Annotated in this window: 10 protein-coding genes and 1 pseudogene; 6 read left to right on the forward strand and 5 right to left on the reverse strand. The window is 60.6% G+C overall.

Features of this window, described 5'->3' with window-relative positions; translation table 11 throughout:
- The first annotated feature begins 20 nt into the window (after nt 1-20).
- Together CAG25_RS15820 and CAG25_RS15825 are read left to right on the forward strand one after the other, a co-directional pair.
- Nucleotides 21-2,483 carry an EAL domain-containing protein gene (locus CAG25_RS15820; protein WP_085612163.1) on the forward strand — a complete coding sequence of 821 codons (2,463 nt, stop codon included), beginning with the start codon at nt 21-23 and terminating at the stop codon, nt 2,481-2,483.
- Between the two features lie 46 nt (nt 2,484-2,529).
- Entirely contained in the window at nt 2,530-3,324 is a 795-nt protein-coding gene (locus CAG25_RS15825) for a TenA family transcriptional regulator (RefSeq protein ID WP_085612164.1), read from the forward strand.
- Between the two features lie 62 nt (nt 3,325-3,386).
- On the opposite strand, the pseudogene CAG25_RS15830 reads toward CAG25_RS15825, so the two are convergent.
- From CAG25_RS15830 to CAG25_RS15850, 5 genes and pseudogenes are all read right to left on the reverse strand, one after another.
- Nucleotides 3,387-4,312 (reverse strand): annotated as a pseudogene (locus CAG25_RS15830) (GGDEF domain-containing protein).
- A gap of 362 nt (nt 4,313-4,674) precedes the next feature.
- Nucleotides 4,675-5,415, reverse strand: coding sequence for a YciK family oxidoreductase (locus CAG25_RS15835; protein ID WP_039770568.1), 741 nt, complete (start codon nt 5,413-5,415; stop codon nt 4,675-4,677).
- 75 nt (nt 5,416-5,490) lie between these two features.
- Nucleotides 5,491-6,162: an N-acetylmuramic acid 6-phosphate phosphatase MupP gene (gene mupP / locus CAG25_RS15840; protein WP_074688036.1), complete on the reverse strand. Its 672-nt coding sequence runs from the start codon at nt 6,160-6,162 to the stop codon at nt 5,491-5,493.
- 4 nt (nt 6,163-6,166) lie between these two features.
- Entirely contained in the window at nt 6,167-6,865 is a 699-nt protein-coding gene (gene ubiG, locus CAG25_RS15845; protein WP_039770564.1) for a bifunctional 2-polyprenyl-6-hydroxyphenol methylase/3-demethylubiquinol 3-O-methyltransferase UbiG, read from the reverse strand.
- A gap of 57 nt (nt 6,866-6,922) precedes the next feature.
- Nucleotides 6,923-8,257 (reverse strand): TRZ/ATZ family hydrolase, encoded by a 1,335-nt coding sequence (locus tag CAG25_RS15850; RefSeq protein WP_085612165.1) that lies wholly within the window; start codon nt 8,255-8,257, stop codon nt 6,923-6,925.
- Nucleotides 8,258-8,365: 108 nt separating this feature from the next.
- On the opposite strand from CAG25_RS15850, the gene mtnA reads away from it, so the two are divergent.
- From mtnA to pheA, 4 genes are all read left to right on the forward strand, one after another.
- Nucleotides 8,366-9,442: an S-methyl-5-thioribose-1-phosphate isomerase gene (gene mtnA / locus CAG25_RS15855; protein WP_039770560.1), complete on the forward strand. Its 1,077-nt coding sequence runs from the start codon at nt 8,366-8,368 to the stop codon at nt 9,440-9,442.
- A 424-nt stretch (nt 9,443-9,866) separates the two neighbouring features.
- Complete coding sequence (gene gyrA, locus CAG25_RS15860; RefSeq protein ID WP_085612166.1) at nt 9,867-12,530, forward strand: DNA gyrase subunit A; 2,664 nt, start codon at nt 9,867-9,869, stop codon at nt 12,528-12,530.
- Nucleotides 12,531-12,594: 64 nt separating this feature from the next.
- The gene (gene serC, locus CAG25_RS15865) at nt 12,595-13,680 is read left to right on the forward strand and encodes a 3-phosphoserine/phosphohydroxythreonine transaminase (protein ID WP_085612167.1); all 1,086 of its coding nucleotides are present in this window, start codon (nt 12,595-12,597) and stop codon (nt 13,678-13,680) included.
- On the forward strand, nt 13,680-14,774 hold the full coding sequence (gene pheA, locus CAG25_RS15870) for a prephenate dehydratase (protein ID WP_007950913.1): 1,095 nt from the start codon (nt 13,680-13,682) through the stop codon (nt 14,772-14,774). The genes serC and pheA overlap by 1 nt, the downstream gene beginning before the upstream one ends.
- The last annotated feature ends 12 nt before the right edge of the window (nt 14,775-14,786 follow it).

Genomic DNA, 14,786 nt, shown 5'->3' on the forward strand with positions numbered 1-14,786 from the left:
GTGCTCACGCAAGGAATCCCATGAAGCAAAAGCGGACTCTCGGAACGCCTCGGTTGCTGGGCATCGTCTGGCCATTTATCGCCGTCGTGTTGTTTCAAGCCTTGCTGGGAGGCGTGAGCCTCTATGTCCTGTCGGCCGTTCGTGGTTATGTGGCGGGCGAGAGTCTCTGGTCCAAGGGCCAGAAAGACGCCATCTATTACCTCAATTTGTATGCCGATAGTCGTGACGAGGCGATTTACCTCAAATATCAGAACGCAATCGCCGTGCCTCAGGGCGGTCATCAGTTGCGTCTGGCACTGGACAGACAACCGCCCGATCTGCAATCGGCGCGCGAGGGCATCCTCAAGGGCGGCAACCACCCGGACGATGTTTCCAGCCTGATCTGGCTGTACCTGAATTTTCGTCACTTCAGTTATCTGGAAATCGCCATCGACCGCTGGACGCTGGGTGACGCCTATCTGGTGGAACTCGATGATGTCGCCCGGGAGATGCATCGGTCCATCATTGCCAATGCTGCCACCGAGGCGGATATCCGGCGCTGGAAGGACCGGATCTTTGCGATCAACGACGGCGTGACGCCCGCCGCCAAGGCCTTCAGTGATGCCTTGGGTGAAGGGTCGCGGGTGATCCTGCGTCTGTTGCTGTTCACCAACCTCGCCACGGCGCTGGGCCTGATCGTGCTGGCATTGCTGCGTACCCGCAAACTGCTCAAGCAGCGACATGCCTTCGCCGAGGCCTTGCAGCTGGAAAAGGATCGGGCTCATATCACGTTGCAATCGATTGGCGACGGGGTGATCACCACCGACGTGAGCGGGGCCATCGAATACATGAACCCGGCCGCCGAAGCCCTGACCCACTGGAAAGCCGAGCAGGCGGCCGGGTTGCCACTCGCGGCACTGTTCAATCTGCTGGACGACAACGCCCAGACGGAAGGACTGACCCTGATCGAGCATATTCTCAGCGGCCAGCTCAGCGGAGGCAGTGAACACTCCAAGCTGATCCAGCGGCTCGATGGCAGTACCGTGTCGGTGACCCTGGTCGGGGCACCGATTCGCAATTCCGACAAGGTCAGCGGCACCGTGCTGGTGCTGCATGACATGACCCAGGAGCGGCAATACATCGCCAATCTGTCATGGCAGGCGACCCATGATGCACTGACCGGCCTGGCCAACCGCCGCGAGTTCGAATACCGCCTCGAACAGGCCCTGCATAACCTGACCCGGCAAGCTGGACGCCATGCGCTGATGTTCCTCGACCTCGACCAGTTCAAACTGGTCAATGACACCTGCGGGCACGCGGCCGGCGATGAATTGCTGCGGCATATCTGCGCGTTGCTGCAATCCGGCTTGCGCGAGGGCGACACCCTGGCGCGGCTGGGGGGGGACGAGTTCGGCATCCTGCTGGAGAACTGTGCCCCGGAGGCCGCCGAGAAGATCGCAGAGAGTTTGCGCCAGACCGTACAGAACCTGCATTTCGTCTGGAAGGGGCGACCGTTCCTGACCACGGTGAGCATTGGCCTGGTGCATGTGGCGCAGACGCCGACCACCCTCGAAGCCTCGCTGCGGGCTGCCGACATGGCCTGCTACATGGCCAAGGAAAAGGGCCGCAACCGGGTGCAGGTCTACCATGCCGACGACTCGGAACTGTCCCTGCGCTTCGGCGAGATGGCCTGGGTTCAACGTCTGCACATGGCCCTGGAAGAAAACCGCTTTTGTCTCTACGCCCAGGAAATCGCGCCATTGGGCTCGGTTGCCGGTGGTGCCCGCGGGCACATCGAAATTCTGCTGCGTCTGCATGACGAAGCGGGCCGGATGATTCTCCCGGACAGTTTCATACCGGCGGCCGAGCGTTACGGATTGATGACATCGCTGGATCGCTGGGTTGTGCAGAATGTATTTAAGGTTATTGCCCAATGTATTAACGATAAGTGTCAGGGGCCTCTGGCAATGTGTGCGATTAATCTTTCAGGCATTACTATCGGAGATGACGCGTTCTTGCACTTTCTGCGGGAACAGTTTGATAACTACGGCATACCGCCTGAAATGATTTGTTTTGAAATTACAGAAACCAGTGCCATTGCAAATCTGGGTAGTGCAATCAGATTTATCAATGAACTCAAAGGCTTGGGTTGTTACTTTTCTCTGGATGATTTTTGCGCCGGAATGTCTTCATTCGCTTATCTGAAACATTTGCCTGTAGACTTCCTGAAGATCGACGGGAGTTTCGTAAAGGATATGCTGGACGACCCGATTAACCGCGCTATGGTCGAAGTGATCAATCACATCGGGCATGTCATGGGTAAGCAGACAATTGCCGAGTTTGTCGAGACAGCGCAGATCGAGCAGGCATTGCTTGAAATCGGCGTGGATTACGCTCAGGGTTATGTTATTGAACGCCCGCAGTTGTTTACCTGTGACAGTTTGCAAAGTCGGCCCGCCAGACCGCAGCCGTTGTTGTTCAAGGCGCCTGGCACATTCCGTTGAAGTCTCTTGCCGATCCTTACAATCACAAATCAAAAGGAGCCGAACAGTGATCGACACATTCAACCGAACCGGACCACTCATGGAAGCTGCAAGTTATCCCGCCTGGGCGCAACAGTTGATCCAGGATTGCAGCGAGAGCAAACGCCGGGTTGTCGAACATGAACTTTATCTGCGCATGCGTGATAACAAGCTCAGCGCCAGAACCATGCGCCAGTACCTGATCGGGGGCTGGCCCGTCGTTGAGCAATTCGCGTTGTACATGGCGCAGAACCTGACCAAAACCAAATTCGCCCGCCACCCGGGCGAGGACATGGCGCGGCGCTGGCTGATGCGCAACATCCGCGTCGAACTCAACCACGCCGATTATTGGATGCATTGGAGCCGGGCCCATGGGGTGAGCCTGGAAGACCTGCAAGCGCAGCAAGTGCCACCGGAGTTGCATGCCTTGAGCCATTGGTGCTGGCACACCAGTTCGGCGGATTCGCTGATCGTGGCCATCGCGGCCACCAACTACGCCATCGAAGGCGCGACCGGGGAGTGGTCGGCGCTGGTGTGTTCGACGGGGGTCTATGCCGCCGCTTTCCCTGAAGAAGATCGCAAACGGGCCATGAAGTGGCTGAAGATGCACGCCCAGTACGATGACGCCCACCCGTGGGAAGCCCTGGAGATCATCTGCACTCTCGCCGGGCTAAACCCGAGCAAAGCCTTGCAGGCGGAACTGCGACAGGCCATCTGCAAGAGTTACGACTACATGTACCTGTTCCTTGAGCGCTGCATGCAGCTTGAGCTGTCGGAGCGGGTGTTGGTCGGGCGTGAGCGTCGGGCGCTGGTCGAGAGCTGATTTGGGCGACACCCATAAAAAAACGGGAGCCTTGGCTCCCGTTTTTTGTTGGCGGAGAAAATCTAGCCTGCCATGGTCAGGCGATTGCGGCCTTCGCGCTTGGCGACATAGAGCGCGCTGTCGGCGCGACGCAACAGGCTGTCGGCGGATTCGCCCGGCAACAGGGTCGAGCAGCCGAGGCTCACGGTCAGTTCGATCAATTGATTATTGGCGAAGTAATCCTGGGCCTGCGCCGCCTGACGCAGGCGCTCGCCGACCATGGCGGCCGCATCGCGACCGGTGTTGGACAGCAGAATCAGAAATTCTTCCCCGCCATAACGGAACACCATGTCGACATTGCGCAACTGGCCCTTGATTGACGCGGCCACGGCTTTGAGGACCTCATCGCCGGCGCTGTGACCATGAAGGTCGTTGACCTGTTTGAAGTGGTCGATATCCAGCATCAGCACCGACAGTGGTTGCAGGTGCCGGCGCGACATTTCGATTTCTCGCAGCAACGTCTGCTCCATCGCAATGCGGTTACCGGCTCCGGTCAACGGATCACGCAGGGCACTCTGAGTGGCGGCGCGGTAAAGCAATGCATTGCGCATCGGGTACAGCAGGGCCGACAGCAGTGACTCGAGATAACCCAGTTCCTGTTCGTTGAAGCGCTGGTTGCGGCGGAACACCAACTCACCCATATGCTCGCCTTCGTGGCTGAGACTATAGCTGGCCGAATGGTGCCCGCGAGCACCGAACTCCAGGCGCAAGTCGCTGCCGTCGTGCACGTAGGTCAGGGCGTCCAGCGGCACCAGGCGCTGAACTTCGCGGAAAAACAGACCGAGGATGCGTTGAGGCTCAAGGCTGGTTTGCAGTTGCAGGCTCATGTGCTGGCGCAATTGCGCCAGGCTGACAGGTCGCGCCAGCGGGGAGGCTGCTGACCAAAGCCCAGGCGTTGCAATTTGGCACTGTCGAAGTCAATTGCAGTGGTCTGGGAGGGTGATTTCATATGGCGTGAGCCCCTAAGCAGTAAGTCTGTCTTACAGGCTGGGTGAGAGCGGCTATGGGCTGCGCGTCATACTGATCCATCAGTCCCGTAGGACATTTGGGGTAAGTTTAGTCTGCCCGATGACGATTAGTCAGCTATCGCATCAGGCCCTGCCCGGCTGCCTTCACACGGCATGCTTTGAGGAGATGTAGAGCGAAAGTCATGCCATACGGTTCATATTTTTTGAAAACCGATGAGAATCAATAACTTGGATTTTTTAGAGCGGAGTAGGTGGTGGTTGTTTGACAGAGTTGGAGGTACTGAAGGCGGCAATTGCCTGCCGCGACGGGATTCCGCCACGGCAACAATTGCGACGTATGGCATTACTGGGCGTTGAAGGCCTGGCCATTGATACCCGTGCTATCCGGGCCCATCAGGTACAAATAGACCGGCATGATCTCTTCCGGTGTCGGGTTGTTCAGCGGGTTCTCACCGGGGTACGCCTGTGCGCGCATGCTCGTGCGGGTGCCGCCCGGATTGATGCTGTTTGAGCGTACCGGCGCCACGCCGTCGATTTCATCGGCCAGAGTCTGCATCAGCCCTTCAGTGGCGAACTTCGACACGCCATAGGCGCCCCAGTAAGCACGGCCCTTGCGCCCGACGCTGCTGGAGGTGAACACCACCGAAGCATCCTGTGAAAGCTTGAGCAGCGGCAGCAGGGTGCTGGTCAGCATGAACATCGCGTTGACGTTGACCTGCATGACACGCATGAAGTTTTCACCGGACAACTGCTCGATCGGCGTGCGCGGGCCAATGATCGAGGCGTTGTGCAGCAGGCCGTCGAGGTGGCCGAACTCGGTCTCGATCATCGCCGCCAGCTCATCGTATTGATGGGGCAGGGCGGTTTCGAGGTTGAACGGGATCACGGCGGGCTGTGGATGCCCGGCTGCTTCGATCTCGTCATAGACCTGGGTCAGATTGGCTTCGGTCTTGCCCAGCAGCAGCACGGTCGCGCCGTGGGCGGCGTATGTCCTGGCGGCCGCCGCACCGATGCCACGACCGGCACCGGTGACCAGAATGACCCGATCCTTGAGCAATTCGGGGCGAGCGGTGTAATCAAACATAAAAAACCTCATCAAGAGTCAGATCGTTCCCCTGCGCAGCAAAGGAATGCAGCCAACGACGCTCCGCGTCAGGTCTCAGCAGCTGCAGAGTGCGTTATCCAGCACCTTGCGCAATTCCAGCGGATGATCCACCACCACGTCCGCGCCCCAGTGCCGAGGGTTGTCGTCCGGGTGGATGTAGCCATAGGTCACGGCAGCGGTTTTGGTGCCGGCGTCACGGCCGGATTCGATATCGCGCAAATCATCGCCGATGAACAGGACGGTCGACGGATCCAGATCAAGCATCTTGCAGGCCAGGGTCAGCATCTCGGGATCCGGCTTGCTGTTCTTCACGTGATCCGGGCAGATCAGCAGGGCCGAGCGCTCGGCCAGCCCCAGCTGCTGCATGATCGGCTCGGCGAAGCGCAGCGGCTTGTTGGTGACCACGCCCCAGACCAGATTGGCTTTCTCGATGTCGGCCAGCAATTCGCCCATGCCGTCGAACAGCTTGCTGTGCACGGCGCAGCCCACCAGATAGCGCTCGAGGAACTCCAGGCGCAACTCCTCGAAGCCCGGCGACTCCGGATCCATCGAGAACGTCACCGCGACCATGGCCTTGGCGCCGCCGGAAATTTCGTCGCGGATGTGTTTGTCGTTCATAGGCGGCAAACCGCGATCCGCACGCATCGCCTGGCAAATGGCGATGAAGTCCGGCGCGGTGTCGAGCAGCGTGCCGTCCATGTCGAAAAGGACTGCTCTGATGGCCATCGGCTTATTCCTCGCGCAGGGTCTGGATCATGTAGTTGACGTCAACGTCCGCCGCCAGCTTGTAGTGCTTGGTCAGCGGGTTGTAGGTCAGACCGATGATGTCCTTGACGGTCAGGCCGGCCATGCGGCTCCAGGCGCCGAGCTCGGACGGGCGAATGAATTTCTTGAAATCGTGAGTGCCGCGCGGCAGCAGCTTCATGATGTATTCGGCACCGATGATGGCGAACAGGTAGGCCTTCGGGTTGCGGTTGATGGTGGAGAAGAACACCTGGCCGCCGGGCTTGACCATGCGGAAGCAGGCGCGGATCACCGAGGACGGGTCCGGTACGTGCTCGAGCATTTCCAGGCAGGTGACCACGTCGAACTGCTCGGGCATTTCTTCGGCCAGGGCTTCGGCGGTGATCTGCCGGTATTCGACGTTCACGCCGGATTCCAGCTGATGCAGTTGCGCGACCGCCAGCGGCGCTTCGCCCATGTCGATGCCGGTCACGGTCGCGCCGCGCTGAGCCATGGCTTCGCTGAGAATGCCGCCACCGCAACCGACGTCGAGGACCTTCTTGCCGGCCAGATTGACACGCTCGTCAATCCAGTTGACCCGCAGCGGGTTGATGTCGTGCAGCGGTTTGAACTCGCTTTCGCGGTCCCACCAGCGATGGGCCAGGGCTTCGAATTTGGCGATTTCGGCGTGGTCGACGTTGCTCATGTTTCAATCCTCTAAAACTTGAAAAAGGCTGTAGCCCCGGAGTGTGCCCCGAGGTGTTTACGATTCGGTGTGGCCGCTGATGCGTCGGCCCCAGGCCCGGGCGGTTTCGCCGAGCTGTTGTTCGTCCAGTCGGGTCAGACGCCGGTCGTCAAGCAACTGCTTGCCGGCGACCCACAGGTGTTTCACGCAGTCGCGACCGGTGGCGTATATCAGTTGCGAGACCGGGTCATAGACCGGTCGTTGCGCCAGGCCGGACAGATCGAAAGCGACGATGTCTGCGGCCTTGCCGAGCTCCAGCGAGCCGGTCTCGGCTTCGATTCCCAGGGCTCGCGCGCCGTTCAACGTGGCCATGCGCAGGGCCCGGTGGGCGTCCAGCGCGGTGGCCGAGCCGGCGACGGCTTTGGCCAGCAGGGCGGCGGTGCGGGTTTCACCCAGCAGGTCCAGGTCATTGTTGCTCGCCGCGCCATCGGTGCCGACCGCGACGTTGACCCCGGCCTGCCACAGACGCTCCACCGGGCAGAAGCCGCTGGCCAGTTTCAGGTTCGACTCCGGGCAGTGGATCACGCTGGTGTTGCTTTCTACCAGCAACGCCAGGTCGTCATCGCTGATCTGGGTCATGTGCACGGCCTGGAAGCGCGGGCCGAGCAGGCCGAGACGACCGAGGCGGGCCAGCGGGCGTTCGCCGTGCTGTTCGAGCGCTTGCTGCACTTCGAAAGCGGTTTCGTGGACGTGCATGTGGATCGAGGCGTCCAGTTCTTCGGCGATCACGCGGATTTTTTCCAGGTTCTCGTCGCCCACGGTGTAGGGGGCATGAGGGCCGAAGGTGATCTTGATGCGCTCGTGATGCTTCAGGTCGCCGAACAGTTCGACGCCTTGACGAATGGCTTCATCGGCGCTGGCGGCACCCGGAATCGGGAAGTCGAGGATCGGAATCGCGATCTGCGCACGGATTCCGCTGTTGTGCACGCGCTCGCTGGCAACCTTGGGGAAGAAGTACATGTCCGAGAAACAGGTGATGCCACCTTTTATCTGCTCGGCGATGGCCAGATCGGTGCCGTCACGCACAAAATCTTCATCGACCCATTTGCCCTCGGCCGGCCAGATGTGGTTTTCCAGCCAGGTCATCAGCGGCAAATCGTCGGCCAGACCACGGAACAGCGTCATCGCGGCGTGGCCGTGGGCGTTGATCAGGCCGGGGCTGAGCAGCACGTCCGGCAGATCGCGGACTTCGGCGGCGTTACACTTCAGCGCTTCGGCACGCGGGCCGATGAACACGATGCGGCCGTCGCGGATGCCCAGGCCGTGCTCCTTGAGCACAACGCCTGCGGGTTCGACGGGTACCAGCCAGGTCGGCAGCAATAATAAGTCGAGCGCAATGGCAGGTTTCGGCATCGAGGGTCGGTTCCAGTGCTTTTGTAAAGGATGGCGAAGTATACCCGAGCGTCTTCGCGGGGGGATCGCTATAATCGGCGGCTTTTGTTCATGAGTGCGGGGTGAGGGATGCGCGATCGACTGTTGGCTGCGGAGAAAGTAAAGGCCATCGATTGGCGTGATGGCGCGCTCCACCTGCTGGATCAGCGCGTTTTGCCGTTCGAGGAAAACTGGATCGCCTACACCAGCGCCGCCGGCGTGGCCGAAGCGATTCGTTCGATGGTGGTGCGCGGTGCGCCGGCCATCGGCATCAGTGCCGCCTACGGCATCGTACTGGCGGCCCGTGCCCGGATTGCCGAGGGGGGCGACTGGTACGCGGCGCTGGAAGAGGATTTCATGCTGCTGGCCGATTCCCGGCCGACAGCGGTCAACCTGTTCTGGGCGTTGAACCGCATGCATGACCGGCTGGACCGTTTGAAGGAAAACGCCGATCCACTGGTGGCGCTGGAAGCCGAGGCCATCGCCATTCATGAAAGCGATCGCGAGGCCAACCTGACCATGGCTCAGCTCGGCGTCGACCTGATCCGCAAGCATCAGGGCAATGCCCAGGCGATTCTGACGCACTGCAACACCGGCGCCCTGGCTACCGGCGGTTTCGGCACGGCGCTCGGGGTGATTCGCGCAGCGTTCATCGAGGGCATGGTCGAGCGCGTCTACGCCGACGAGACCCGGCCGTGGCTGCAAGGCTCGCGCCTGACCGCGTGGGAACTGGCCAACGAAGGCATTCCGGTGACCCTGAACGCCGACTCCGCCGCTGCGCACATCATGAAGACCAAAGGCGTGACCTGGGTGATCGTCGGCGCTGACCGGATCACCGCCAACGGCGACGTGGCGAACAAGATCGGCACCTATCAACTGGCGGTCAACGCCATGCACCACGGCGTGCGTTTCATGGTGGTGGCGCCGAGCTCGACCATCGACATGAATCTGGCGAGCGGTGATGACATTCCGATCGAAGAACGCGACGGCGCCGAGTTGCTGGAGGTTGGCGGCAAACGTGTCGGGGCTGACGTTGAGGCGTTCAACCCGGTGTTTGACGTCACCCCGGCGGACCTGATCGATGCGATCGTCACCGAAAAAGGCATCGTCGAGCGCCCGGACACCGCGAAAATGGCGCAGTTGATGTGCCGCAAGCGCTTGCATTGATTGGCTTGATGTCTGCGTTGTCCTCTTCGCGAGCAGGCTCGCTCCCACAGGTTTTGTGATCGCCACAGAACCTTGTGGGAGCGAGCCTGCTCGCGATGGGGCCTTGAAAGTCAATAAACATCCGCAATTTCGCCCCGAAATTTGCATTCAGGGAAGCTCTGAGCCTCTCTCGTCCCCGTTAAGCCTGTCATCGGTCATCTAACTATGCTCCATGCGCATCTGGGGGATAGGTGCGTGGCGGCTCTTGTGATAACATCCGGCGTTTTCCGAGGCGGCCCCACGGGGTTGTCTTCACTGCGCAAATCCAGGGTCAACTTGTCGATTTGTCGTAAGTCGGTGCATGGCACTCGGCCTGCATCGACGAGCTTCGTGCGTCCCCTATGGATATGGCGAAGTTTCACCAGAAAAAGGAATCAGGCTTCTCATGGGCGAACTGGCCAAAGAAATCCTCCCGGTCAATATCGAAGACGAGCTGAAACAGTCCTATCTCGACTACGCGATGAGCGTGATCGTCGGCCGTGCACTGCCGGATGCGCGCGATGGCTTGAAGCCCGTGCACCGTCGCGTGCTGTTCGCGATGAGCGAGCTGGGCAACGACTTCAACAAGCCGTACAAGAAATCTGCCCGTGTCGTCGGTGACGTGATCGGTAAGTATCACCCGCACGGTGATACCGCGGTGTACGACACCATCGTCCGCATGGCGCAGCCATTCTCCCTGCGTTACCTGCTGGTCGACGGCCAGGGCAACTTCGGTTCGGTGGACGGCGACAACGCCGCGGCCATGCGATACACCGAAGTGCGCATGACCAAGCTGGCGCACGAGCTGCTGGCCGACCTGCACAAGGAAACCGTGGACTGGGTGCCGAACTACGACGGCACCGAACTGATCCCGGCGGTCATGCCGACCCGCGTGCCGAACCTGCTGGTCAACGGTTCCAGCGGCATCGCCGTGGGCATGGCGACCAACATTCCGCCGCACAACCTCGGTGAAGTCATCGACGGTTGCCTGGCCCTCATCGACAACCCCGAGCTGACGGTCGATGAGCTGATGCAATACATCCCCGGCCCGGACTTCCCGACTGCCGCGATCATCAACGGCCGCGCCGGCATCATCGAAGCCTACCGCACCGGCCGTGGCCGCATTTACATGCGCGCCCGTTCGATCATCGAAGACATCGACAAGGTCGGTGGCCGTCAGCAGATCGTCATCACCGAACTCCCTTACCAGTTGAACAAGGCACGTCTGATCGAGAAGATCGCCGAGCTGGTAAAAGAGAAGAAACTCGAAGGCATCACTGAACTGCGCGACGAGTCCGACAAGGACGGTATGCGCGTCGTGATCGAACTGCGTCGCGGCGAAGTGCCAGAGGTGATCCTCAACAACCTCTACGCCCAGACCCAGCTGCAATCGGTATTCGGCATCAACATCGTTGCCCTGATCGACGGCCGTCCACGGATCCTCAACCTCAAGGACCTGCTGGAAGCCTTCGTCCGTCACCGCCGCGAAGTGGTTACCCGCCGTACCGTGTTCGAACTGCGCAAGGCGCGCGAGCGTGGTCACATCCTCGAAGGTCAGGCCGTTGCCCTGTCGAACATCGACCCGGTCATTGCCCTGATCAAGGCTTCGCCGACTCCGTCGGAAGCCAAGGAAGCGCTGGTCAGCACGCCGTGGGAATCCTCGGCTGTGGTCGCGATGGTTGAGCGTGCCGGTGCCGATTCGTGCCGTCCGGAAAACCTCGATCCGCAATACGGTCTGCGCGACGGCAAGTACTTCCTGTCGCCAGAGCAGGCGCAAGCCATTCTGGAACTGCGTCTGCACCGCCTGACCGGTCTGGAACACGAAAAGCTGCTGGCCGAGTATCAAGAGATCCTCAACCAGATCGGCGAGCTGATCCGCATCCTCAACAGCGCCGTGCGCCTGATGGAAGTGATCCGCGAAGAGCTGGAAGTTATCCGCGCCGAATACGGCGATGTGCGCCGCACCGAAATCCTCGATGCTCGTCTCGACCTGACCCTGGGCGACATGATCCCGGAAGAAGAGCGCGTCGTGACCATCTCCCACGGTGGCTATGCCAAGACCCAGCCGCTGGCTGCGTACCAGGCCCAGCGTCGTGGCGGTAAAGGCAAATCGGCGACCGGCGTGAAGGATGAGGACTACATCGCTCACCTGCTGGTCGCCAACAGCCACACCACGCTGCTGCTGTTCTCCAGCAAGGGCAAGGTGTACTGGCTGAAGACCTACGAAATTCCGGAAGCATCCCGCGCCGCCCGTGGTCGTCCGCTGGTCAACCTGCTGCCGCTGGATGACGGTGAATACATCACCACCATGCTGCCGGTCGAGGAATACACCGAGGGTCACTACATCTTCATGGCGACCGCCAACGGCACCGTGAAGAAGACCCCGCTGGAATCCTTCAGCCGTCAGCGCAGCGTCGGTCTGATCGCGCTGGAGCTGGATGAAGGCGACGTGCTGATCTCTGCAGCCATCACCGATGGCGAGCGAGAAGTGATGTTGTTCTCCGACGGCGGCAAGGTGACCCGCTTCAAGGAATCCGATGTTCGTGCCATGGGCCGTACCGCCCGCGGTGTGCGCGGCATGCGTCTGCCGGAAGGGCAGAAGCTGATTTCGATGCTGATCCCGGAAGAAGGCAGCCAGATCCTCACCGCTTCCGAGCGTGGCTACGGCAAGCGCACCGCGATCACCGAGTTCCCTGAGTACAAGCGTGGTGGCCAGGGCGTGATCGCCATGGTCAGCAACGAGCGTAACGGCCGTCTGGTCGGTGCGGTTCAGGTGCTCGACGGCGAGGAGATCATGCTGATTTCCGACCAGGGCACGCTGGTGCGTACCCGTGTCGATGAAGTCTCCAGTCTGGGTCGCAACACCCAGGGCGTGACCCTGATCAAGCTGGCCAAGGATGAAACCCTGGTCGGTCTGGAGCGGGTTCAGGAGCCTTCGGAAGTTGAAGGTGACGAGCTGGAAGGCGAAGAAGGTGTCGAGTTGGAAGATGGCGTGATCGGCGCCGAACCGGACGATGCGGTCGACAACCTGCAGGCGGACGCCGCAGACGAAGAAGAGTCGCAAGACTAACCAAATCGTAGCAGGGCAGAGTGTTTGCTCTGTCCGCTACCGTGATTGCATAGCGAGAGTGGATGTGAGCAAACGAGCCTATAACTTCTGCGCAGGTCCCGCTGCGCTGCCTGAAGCTGTCCTGTTGCGTGCCCAGTCCGAGATGCTCGACTGGCACGGCAAGGGTCTGTCGGTCATGGAAATGAGCCATCGCAGTGATGACTACGTAGCCATCGCCGAGAAGGCCGAACAAGACCTGCGCGACCTGCTGTCCATCCCCTCCAATTACAAAGTGCTGTTCCTGCAGGGCGGTGCGAGCCAACAGTTCGCCGAGATTCCGCTGAACCTGCTGCCCGAGAACGGCACTGCCGACTATGTCGAAACCGGCATCTGGTCGAAGAAAGCCATCGAGGAAGGGCGTCGCTTCGGCAATATCAACGTTGCTGCCAGCGCCAAGCCTTATGATTACCTGACCATCCCTGGCCAGAACGAGTGGAAGCTGACTCCGGGTGCGGCCTATCTGCACTACGCGTCCAACGAAACCATCGGCGGCCTGCAGTTCGACTGGGTTCCTGAGGCCGGTGACGTTCCGCTGGTGGTCGACATGTCCTCCGATATCCTCTCGCGTCCGATCGATGTGTCGCAGTACGGCCTGATCTACGCCGGCGCCCAGAAGAACATCGGCCCGAGCGGTCTGGTCGTGGTGATCGTCCGTGAAGACCTGCTGGGCCGCGCCCGCAGTTCGTGCCCGACCATGCTCGACTACAAGATCTCGGCCGATAACGGTTCGATGTACAACACCCCGGCCACCTATTCCTGGTACCTCTCGGGCCTGGTGTTCGAGTGGCTGAAGGAGCAGGGCGGCGTCGCCGCGATGGAGCAGCGCAACAAGGCGAAGAAAGATCGCCTGTACGGCTTCATCGACAACAGCGACTTCTATACCAACCCGATCAGCGTCAACGCCCGCTCGTGGATGAACGTGCCGTTTCGTTTGGCTGACGAGCGTCTGGACAAGGCCTTCCTGGCCGGCGCCGACGCCCGTGGCCTGCTCAACCTCAAGGGCCATCGTTCGGTTGGCGGCATGCGTGCCTCGATCTACAACGCTCTGGGTCTGGACGCCGTCGAAGCGCTGGTTGGCTACATGGCTGAATTCGAGAAGGAGCATTCCTGATGTCCGAGCAGGAGCTCAAGGCGCTGCGCGTTCGCATCGATAATCTGGACGAGAAGATCCTCCAGCTGATCAGTGATCGCGCGCGCTGCGCCGAAGAAGTTGCCCGGGTCAAGATGGCCAGTCTGGCCGAAGGCGAGCAGCCGGTGTTCTACCGTCCCGAGCGTGAGGCGCAGGTCCTCAAACGCGTGATGGAGCGCAACAAGGGCCCGCTGGGCAACGAAGAGATGGCGCGCTTGTTCCGCGAAATCATGTCTTCGTGCCTGGCCCTCGAGAATCCGCTGAAAGTGGCTTATCTCGGTCCGGAAGGCACCTTCACCCAAGCGGCGGCCATGAAACACTTTGGGCACGCAGTGATCAGCAAGCCGATGGCGGCGATCGACGAAGTGTTCCGTGAAGTGGCGGCCGGTGCGGTGAATTTTGGCGTGGTGCCGGTGGAAAACTCCACCGAAGGCGCGGTCAACCACACCCTCGACAGCTTCCTCGAGCACGACATGGTGATCTGCGGCGAAGTCGAGCTGCGGATTCACCACCACCTGCTGGTCGGTGAAAACACCAAGACCGACAGCATCAGCCGCATCTATTCCCATGCCCAGTCGTTGGCGCAGTGCCGCAAGTGGCTGGACGCCCATTACCCGAATGTCGAGCGCGTGGCGGTGTCCAGCAACGCCGAAGCGGCCAAGCGGGTCAAGGGTGAGTGGAACTCGGCAGCGATCGCCGGTGACATGGCGGCCGGGCTGTATGGGCTGACCCGTCTGGCCGAGAAGATCGAAGATCGTCCGGACAACTCCACGCGCTTCCTGATGATCGGTAACCAGGAAGTGCCGCCGACCGGCGACGACAAGACTTCGATCATCGTATCCATGAGCAACAAGCCCGGCGCGCTCCATGAGCTGCTGGTGCCGTTCCATGACAACGGGATCGACCTGACCCGGATCGAAACCCGTCCGTCGCGCAGCGGCAAATGGACCTACGTGTTCTTCATCGACTTCGTCGGTCATCACCGTGATCCGCTGATCAAAGGTGTACTGGAAAAGATCAGTCAGGAAGCAGTAGCACTCAAGGTGCTGGGTTCCTACCCGAAAGCAGTTCTTTAAGGGGTGGTAGCA

It is taken from the genome of Pseudomonas sp. B16(2017) (genome assembly GCF_002113205.1).
Lineage (GTDB): Bacteria > Pseudomonadota > Gammaproteobacteria > Pseudomonadales > Pseudomonadaceae > Aquipseudomonas > Aquipseudomonas pharyngis.